This window comes from Thermoanaerobaculia bacterium (genome assembly GCA_035717485.1).
Classification (GTDB): Bacteria; Acidobacteriota; Thermoanaerobaculia; order UBA5066; family DATFVB01; genus DATFVB01.
In genome coordinates, this window is record DASTIQ010000274.1 from 1 (window position 1) to 8,061 (window position 8,061).

Genomic DNA, 8,061 nt, shown 5'->3' on the forward strand with positions numbered 1-8,061 from the left:
GTGGTCGCGGAAGAAGAGGATCGTCGCCGGGTCCGCGACCTTCGCGTTCTCGCCGAGGTTCGCCTCGAAGAAGGACGCGGCCATCGGCGTGACGTATTCGTGCGAGAAGCGGAAATCCGTCCGCACGAAGCCCGCGTCGCCGGGGCGGACCGACGGGACCCCGAGGCGTCCCGTCGCGGCGTCGGCGACGAAGTGACGCGCGAGGATCTTCTCGGCGAGCGTCATCGGGCCGGGAGAGCTCGACGGCACGGGCGGAGTGACTTCTCCCGCGAGGCGGGCCACGTTGTAGGGGAACAGCCCGCCGCGCTCGACGATCTCCCGCGTGATGGCGTCCGCGCCCTTCGAGAACTCCGAGAGCGGGATCTCCTCCCCCCGCCGGATGCGCTCGATCAGGCCGAAATCGGTCGACGTCAGGACGCCGAGGTTCTGGCAGTTCTGGCGGTAGATCCGCTCGATGTTCTCCGCCACGACGAGCCGGATCCCGGCGCAGCGCTCGGCGTACGGCGACTGTTCGCGCGACGAGCCCTTTCCGCGGCGCTTGCCCGAAACACAGACCGAGAACCCGCCGGCGCGGACGTTTCCCTTCTCGACCGGTTTTTCGCCGCGGCAGGTGAGCCCGACGTAGGGGTACTCGCCGAGCCGCTCGTCGAAGTAGTAGCAGGTCCATCCGGGGGTGATCTCGTCGGTCGAAATGTCGTCGCGGAGGGGGATCGACGGATTCCACTCGAGGTCCTCGCCGGCGAGCTGGCGCCGGACGAGCTCGGGGTCTTCGGTCAGGAACAGGATGCGTCCGGGGAACCGGACCGTGCGCTCCGACATCGATGTCCTCCCGGCTCGATTCTATCGCTCGCCCGATCTCGGACGCCGACCGTCGGGGGCGCCGGCGCTATAGTGAAGGCGTGCGTCCCGAGATCCTCCTCCTGCTCGCGGCGACGCGCTCTCCGGGCGCCCCGGCGCACCCCGCGGCTCCCGGGGCCGTCGTCGCCATCGGCGAGAGCGGCCGGCGCTATCGCGGCGAGCCGATCTCGCTCGACCTCAAGGACGCGGATCTCGTCGACGTCTGCCTCTCGTTCTCGAAGATCGCGAAGACGAACGTCGTGGTCGATCCCGGGGTGAAGGGGATCGTGACCGTGCGCCTGAAGGCCGTCCCGTGGGACCAGGCGCTCGACCTCATCCTCAGGATGAACGGGCTCGCGATGGCGCGCGAGGGGAGAATTCTCAGGATCGGCAGACCGGAGGCGCTCGCCCGCTGATCGTCGGCCGGCCTCCCTTCGCCGCTCCCCGGCGCGGCGCCCCTTCCCGTTGGCGGTCGCCCGCCTGTTAAGCTCCCGCGGCATGTGGCACCTCGCCACCCCGTGGCTCGAGATCGTCGCCCGATGCGCGATCGTGTACGCGGCCGTCCTCGTCGGTCTGCGTCTCTCCGGCAAGCGAGAGATCGGCCAGATGACGCCCTTCGATCTCGTGCTCGTCCTGTTGATCGCCAACGCCGTCCAGAACGCGATGATCGGCAACGACAACTCGCTCTCCGGTGGTCTCGTGGCCGCGACGGCCCTGATCGCGCTCAATTTCTCGGTGGGCCGCGCCGCGCGGCGGTGGCTGGGTTTCGGCCGCCTGATCAAGGGTCACGCGGCCGTGCTCGTCAACCGCGGCATCGTCATCGAAGAGCATCTCCGCCAGGAAGGAATCGCCCGCGACGAGCTCATGGCGGCGCTCCGCGAGCACGGGGTGGGATCGCTCGACGACGTCCGGCTCGCGGTCCTCGAGGTCGACGGATCGATCTCGGTCCTGAAAGACGACGACCTCAAGCCGGCCCACGGAAAGGCGCACCGGCGGTTCCGCTACCTGAAGAGATAGCCTCCGGGGCGGTCCGTCCGAGTCCGCGGATTGACAGCCCGCCGCCGTTCCGCGATGATCCGCCGCGTGACGAACCTGACCTTCCTCGCCGCCGCTCCAGCCGGCTCGCAACCGAACGCGATCATCTCGTTCCTCCCGATGATCCTGATCTTCGGGATCTTCTATTTCATCCTGATCGCGCCCATGCGCAAGCGCCAGAAGAAGACGCAGGCGATGCTCGCCCAGCTGAAGAAGGGCGACGCGGTGATCACCAACGGCGGGATCTACGGCCGCATCTCGGCGATCGACGACTCGACGAACACGGTGATCCTCCAGATCGCCGACCAGGTCAAGATCAAGATCGCGCGGAGCGCGCTCGCGGGACTTCAGGGAACGCCCGTCGAAACCACCCTCGAACCGAAGTAGAGCGCGCGGCGATCCGTCGCGGCCCGCCCCGCCGCCGATCTCTTTTTTTTCTTTGATTTTTTCCGGCGATCGGCGCACACTGCGCGCAATGGCGCCGGCGGATTCCGCCGTTCACCCGAGACCGACCGGACGACCCGAGGCGTGGCATCGGCTCGGCGCGGGAGGCTTCCTCCGCGACGTCGTTCTCGGCTCCTCCGACGGGCTCGTCGCGGTGCTGGCGTTCGTCGCGGGCGTGTCCGCCACGCTCGGCGCGCGCCGCACGATCCTCCTGGCCGGACTCGCCGAGATGTTCGCGGGCGCCGCGTCGATGGGCCTCGGCGCCTACCTCGGGTCGAAATCGGAGCGGGAGTTCTACCGGCACGAGCTCGCGCGCGAGAAGCGCGAGATCGTCGAGATGCCGCACGAAGAGCGCGACGAGATCCGCGAGATCTATCGCAAGAAGGGGTTCGAAGGAGAGGACCTCGAGATGGTCGTCGACCGGATCACTTCCGACAAGGACCGCTGGCTGAAGGTGATGATGCACGAGGAGCTCGGATTCGCGAAGGGAGCGCAGGTGTCGCCGCTCCGGAGCGGGCTCGCGATGTCCCTCGCCTACATCGTGGGAGCGGCCGTCCCGATCCTCCCCTATGCGGTGATCGCCGGGCGCGCCGCCTTTCCCGTTTCCGTCGTCGCGACGCTCGGCGTGCTGTTTGCAGTCGGGGCATCGAAGGCGCGGCTCACGCAGCGCGCCTGGTGGAAGACCGGGATCGAGATGTCGATCGCCGGGGGCATCGGGACCGTGGTGTGTTACCTGATCGCGACGGCAATCGCGAAGCTCTGAGTCGCGTTCGGGCGTAGGAGGGGCATCGATGGACGACATCTTCTCCGCGATCTGCCGTGAGGCGCTCGAGTCGCGACAGCGCGACGTCTCGTCCTTCGCCGACGCGGGCCTGCGGACGATCTCCGAGCGCTTCCAGCGGCGGATCCTGAAGCTCGACGACGGCTATTACATGCTCGGACTGGGACCCTACAACGCGGGTCTCGTGAAGCTCGACTTCGACGAGCTGCTGCTCGGCCGGGAGGTCCCGGAGTTCATCGGCGTCGGAATGCCGGTCGGCGGCTTCCGGATCTCGGCCCCCGAGGCTTTCCTGAACGTCGAGGTCTCGCGCGTGCACGCGAAGATCTGCCGCCGGGGCACGCGGCAGGAGCCGACGTACGCGATCGTCGACATGCGCTCGACGTGCGGCACGTACGTCAACGGCGACGAGATCCCGAAGCCGGACATCGAAGGCGCGACGGAGAACGACTGCGCGAGGCCGCTCCGATCGGGAGACTTCTTTTCGCTGGGTCCTTCCGCGGTCAACCTGTTCCTCTTCTTCCAGAAAGGCTGAGCCCCGGCGTCACAGGGGGCCGCCCTGCGGGTCGTCGCGGGCGCGCCCGCCTTTCCCAGAGCCGGACCGCGCCCATGCGCCGTCGACGAGACGAGAAGGCCGCCCGAGGCCGGCGCCCGCGCGCGAGGGGATTCCGGAGAATCGTTTGACTCGCGCCGGTTGCCTCGTTAGACTCCGTCGGTTTCGACAACGACTCGGAGGTTTCCAACGTGTCTCACCAAAAAGTCTGGACGCGGGTCGCGCTGATCCTGGTCGTCCTCGTCGCTTCGGTGGCCGCCTACGTCGCCAACGGCGTTTCCCGGGTGAAGACGGACGTCACCGGCGAGACGACTCCGGGCGTGAAGGATTACCTGAAGAACGGAATCCGGCTCGGCCTCGATCTCAAGGGAGGCATCCACCTCGTCCTGCAGGTGCAGACGGAGGACGCGTTCAAGATCGAGGCGGACGAGGCGATCGCGCACCTGAACGAACAGAACCGCGAGCAGACGCTGAAGCTCGGGGCGGTCACCCGCACCGGCCCGGCGACGTTCACGGCCGTCGTCAACGCCGACACCGACACCGACAAGCTCCAGGATGCCGTCAAGCGCTTCCTCCCCGCGTGGCAGTACTCGCGGCAGGGGACGACGTGGGCCTTCGCGCTCTCGGCGCCGGCGCGCAAGAACATCGGCGAAGAGGCGGTGCAGCAGGCGGTCGAGACGATCCGAAACCGGATCGACCAGTTCGGCGTCTCCGAGCCCGTGATCGCGCGCGAAGGAGAGAACCGCATCGTCGTGCAGCTCCCCGGCGTCGACGATCCCCGCCGCGTGAAGGACATCATCAAGTCGACGGCGTTTCTCGAGCTCAAGCTCGTCGTCGCCGGCCCTTCCTCCGATCGCGCCGCCCTGCTCGCGCCGACCGGAGGCCAGGTGCCCCCGGACGCGGAGATCGTCGAGGGGAACTCGACGGACCAGGATCCCACCTCGCCGAAGGTCTTCTACCTCCTCCAGAAGGTGGCGGCCGTCACGGGGCGCGACATCAAGAACGCGCGCCCCTCGCAGGACCAGAACAACCGGCCCGCGGTCTCCTTCTCGCTCAAGGCGGAAGGAGCGACGAAGTTCGACAAGGTGACCGGTGCGAACATCGGCAAGCAGCTCGCGATCGTGCTCGACAACCGCATCCAGTCGGCCCCGAGGATCGACGGGCGGATCAGCGACTCCGGGATCATCACCGGCAGCTTCACTCCGGAGCGGGCGAACGACCTGGCGCTCATCCTCCGTTCGGGCGCGCTCCCCGCGGGTCTCGTGTACCTCGAGGAGCGGACGGTCGGCCCGTCCCTCGGGCTCGACTCGATCAAGAAGGGGGTCACCGCGGCGCTCCTCGGCGCGCTCCTCGTGTTCGTCACGATGGTCGTCTACTACCGGCGCTCCGGGTTCAACGCGGTGCTCGCGCTGATCCTGAACGCGATCATTCTCCTCGGGGTCCTCGCGCAATTCGGCGCGACGCTCACCCTTCCCGGGATCGCCGGATTCATCCTGACGATCGGCATGGCGGTCGACTCGAACGTGCTGATCTTCGAACGGATCCGCGAGGAGCTTCGCGAAGGCAAGACGCCGAAGACGGCGATCGACAACGGCTTTTCGAAGGCGTTCCTGACGATCGTCGACACGCACGTCACGACGGTCGTCTCGGCGCTCTTCCTCTTCCAGTTCGGCACGGGCCCCGTGAAGGGATTCGCGGTCACGCTGATCGTCGGCCTCGCGGCCTCGATGTTCACGGCCGTGTACGTGTCGAAGACGATCTTCATGCTCGAGTACGGCTCGCGCGAGCGCATCGAGAGCGTCTCGATCTAGCGGGCGACAGGACGGACGATGGAACTTTTCAGAGACACGCACATCGATTTCCTCCGCGTCAAGTGGATCTGCATCGGCATTTCCTGGGCGCTGATCGTCGCCGGGTTCATCTCGATCGCGGCGCACGGCGGGCTGCGATTCGGCATCGACTTCTCCGGCGGGACGCAGATCGTCCTGAAGTTCGCGAATCGACCCGATCCGGGGAAGATCGAGTCGATCCTGAAGCCGCTGAACCTCGGCCTGGAAGGCGTGCAGCGCTACGACACGCCCGAGAAGAACGAGGTGCTGATCAAGGTCAAGCAGCAGGCCCGCGAGGGCCGGGACATCACCCAGGAGGTCTTCTCCGCGCTGTCCGCCGCGATGGGCGGTCCGGCGGCGGGAGGGAAGATCGACGTCAACGTGAAGGGACACGACACGTTCGCGACGAGCCTCGCGGCGGTGGACCCCGACAACGTCAACGGCAGGCTCGGAACGGCGGCCGCCCAGCACTACGCGTCGATCGGCGACGCGATCGTCGCGTACCGGTCGCAGATCGGCCTCTTCCGCTCCGCGGCGGACATCGACCGGATCCCGAACGTCTCGCCCGAGGCGAAGAACTGGCTCAAGCAGAACTCGGTGATCGGACCCTTCACGGTGCTCTCGGCCGACAACGTCGGCCCCCAGGTCGGCCGCGACCTGCGCACGAAGGCGCTCTGGGCCGTGCTCCTCTCGACGGGGGCGATGCTCGTCTACATCTGGTTCCGGTTCGACGTGAAGTTCGGGGTCGGCGCGATCGTCGCGATCATCCACGACACGCTGATCACGATCGGGCTCCTCTCGCTCTTCAACCGGGAGATCACGCTCGTGGTCGTCGCCGCGCTCCTGACGCTCGTCGGCTATTCGATGAACGACACGGTCGTGGTGTACGACCGGATCCGCGAGAACATGAAGAACAACCGGCGCGATCCGCTGCCGAAGATCATCAACGATTCGATCAACCAGACGCTGTCGCGGACCGTCATGAGCTCGGGCCTGACGTTCCTCGTCGTGGTCGCTCTCTTCTTCCTCGGCGGCGAGGTCCTGAACACGTTCGCGCTGACGCTCGTCATCGGCATCATCGTCGGCACCTACTCGTCGATCTACGTCGCGGCGCCGATCGTCGTCATCTGGAACGAGATCCAGGGAAGGCGCCGCCCGGCGGCGGCGGTCGCGAAGGCGCCCGCTCCGGCCGCCAAGGGCGCCGGCGCGCCGCGCGCCGCGGGCAATCGGAAGTCGGGCAAGAGATAAGCGCCTCGGCCGGGTGATGCGTTCCCTCCCGTTCCCGCGAGCGCGGGAATCCCGGCGGGAGGTTCCCGTTCCCCGTGCCTGAAGGCACTTCCCGCGACGTTCTCGTCGTCGGCGCGGGAGCGGCAGGCTTCGTCGCGGCGATCTTCGCGCGGCGGTCGGGTGCGTCGGTCTCCCTCCTCGAAGCGACGGGAAACCCCGGACAGAAGATCCTGATTTCCGGCGGCGCCCGCTGCAACGTGCTCCCGTCGCGATTCCAGCCGGAACGGTTCGTGTCCGAGACCCCGAAACTGGCGGCCCGGTTCCTCAAGGCGTGGCGACTCGAGGCGGTTCGCGCGTTCTTCGAAGAGGATCTCCGGCTTCCCCTCGTGCTCGAGGAGGAATCGGGGAAGCTCTTTCCGGCGACGAACCGCGCGAGGGACGTGCGGGATGCTCTCCTCCGGGAGGCGGAGGCGGCGGGCGTGGAGGTCGTCCGGAACGCGCGGGTCGTGGACGTCGCGCGCTCTCCGCTGTCGGTCGCGCTCGCGGGGGGAGAGCGGCGCGCGGCGCCCGCGGTCGTGCTCGCGACGGGAGGCCTCTCGGTTCCGCGGACCGGCTCGGACGGCGGCGGCCTCGCGGCCGCCCGCCGGCTCGGACACCGGATCGTCGAGCCCTACCCGGCGCTGACGCCGCTCCGAACCGATCGCGCCGGGCACCGCGCGCTCGCGGGAGTCTCGCTGCCCGTTTCGATCCGCGCGGAAGGCGGGCGCTCCGCGCGGTTCGCCTCCTCCGGAGGATTTCTCTTCACGCACGCGGGGTACTCGGGGCCGGCGGTGCTCGACCTGTCGCATCACGTCGTCCGCGATCCCGAAACGCACCTTCGCGTCGCCTGGAGCTCGCTTTCCGTTCCGGAATGGGAAGAGCGGCTCCTCCGGGCGCGCGGAGCCGCGGCGGTCGACGGGGTCGTCGCGCGGGAAGTCCCGGCGAGGCTCGCCCGGACGCTCACGGCGGAGGCGGGGGTCGAGGCCGGCGAAACGGTCGCGCGTCTCCGCCGCGAGCCGCGCCTCCGGCTCATCGAGGCGCTGACCCGTTACCGGCTCCCGGTCTCCGGCCACGAAGGATTCGCCCGTGCCGAGGTGACCGGAGGCGGCGTGGCTCTCGACGAGGTGGACCCCGTCACGCTGGAGAGCCGCCGCGCGCCGGGGCTCTTCCTTTGCGGAGAGATCCTCGATGCGTTCGGCCCGATCGGGGGGCACAATTTCCTGTGGGCGTGGGTCACGGGACGCTCCGCCGGCCTGGCCGCGGGGAGTGCTGGCAGGCGCGGCGATGCATCGAGCCGGGCGGGCGCGTGAAGCCCGCCC

The 8,061-nt window shown here is 68.5% G+C and carries 9 protein-coding genes; 8 read left to right on the plus strand and 1 reads right to left on the minus strand.

Going from position 1 to position 8,061, the window contains the following annotated elements:
• Nucleotides 1-819, minus strand: an 819-nt coding sequence (locus tag VFS34_14335; GenBank protein HET9795628.1) for a 3-isopropylmalate dehydratase, incomplete at its 3' end; no start/stop codon positions are given.
• An 80-nt stretch (nucleotides 820-899) separates the two neighbouring features.
• Between VFS34_14335 and VFS34_14340 the strand changes: the two genes are divergently transcribed.
• The 8 genes from VFS34_14340 (at nucleotide 900) to VFS34_14375 (ending at nucleotide 8,052) form a co-directional block, all read left to right on the plus strand.
• Nucleotides 900-1,253 (plus strand): secretin and TonB N-terminal domain-containing protein, encoded by a 354-nt coding sequence (locus tag VFS34_14340; protein HET9795629.1) that lies wholly within the window; start codon nucleotides 900-902, stop codon nucleotides 1,251-1,253.
• A gap of 82 nt (nucleotides 1,254-1,335) precedes the next feature.
• Nucleotides 1,336-1,854 carry a YetF domain-containing protein gene (locus VFS34_14345; GenBank protein ID HET9795630.1) on the plus strand — a complete coding sequence of 173 codons (519 nt, stop codon included), beginning with the start codon at nucleotides 1,336-1,338 and terminating at the stop codon, nucleotides 1,852-1,854.
• Nucleotides 1,855-1,920: 66 nt separating this feature from the next.
• Nucleotides 1,921-2,259, plus strand: a complete 339-nt coding sequence (gene yajC / locus VFS34_14350) for a preprotein translocase subunit YajC (GenBank protein HET9795631.1) — start codon at nucleotides 1,921-1,923, stop codon at nucleotides 2,257-2,259.
• A gap of 88 nt (nucleotides 2,260-2,347) precedes the next feature.
• Nucleotides 2,348-3,079 carry a VIT1/CCC1 transporter family protein gene (locus VFS34_14355; GenBank protein HET9795632.1) on the plus strand — a complete coding sequence of 244 codons (732 nt, stop codon included), beginning with the start codon at nucleotides 2,348-2,350 and terminating at the stop codon, nucleotides 3,077-3,079.
• Nucleotides 3,080-3,107: 28 nt separating this feature from the next.
• Nucleotides 3,108-3,629 carry an FHA domain-containing protein gene (locus VFS34_14360; GenBank protein HET9795633.1) on the plus strand — a complete coding sequence of 174 codons (522 nt, stop codon included), beginning with the start codon at nucleotides 3,108-3,110 and terminating at the stop codon, nucleotides 3,627-3,629.
• Between the two features lie 209 nt (nucleotides 3,630-3,838).
• A complete protein-coding gene (gene secD / locus VFS34_14365) occupies nucleotides 3,839-5,458 on the plus strand; it encodes a protein translocase subunit SecD (GenBank protein HET9795634.1) in 1,620 nt (539 codons plus the stop codon).
• A gap of 18 nt (nucleotides 5,459-5,476) precedes the next feature.
• Nucleotides 5,477-6,724 (plus strand): protein translocase subunit SecF, encoded by a 1,248-nt coding sequence (gene secF / locus VFS34_14370; protein HET9795635.1) that lies wholly within the window; start codon nucleotides 5,477-5,479, stop codon nucleotides 6,722-6,724.
• A gap of 74 nt (nucleotides 6,725-6,798) precedes the next feature.
• Nucleotides 6,799-8,052, plus strand: coding sequence for an aminoacetone oxidase family FAD-binding enzyme (locus VFS34_14375; protein ID HET9795636.1), 1,254 nt, complete (start codon nucleotides 6,799-6,801; stop codon nucleotides 8,050-8,052).
• The last annotated feature ends 9 nt before the right edge of the window (nucleotides 8,053-8,061 follow it).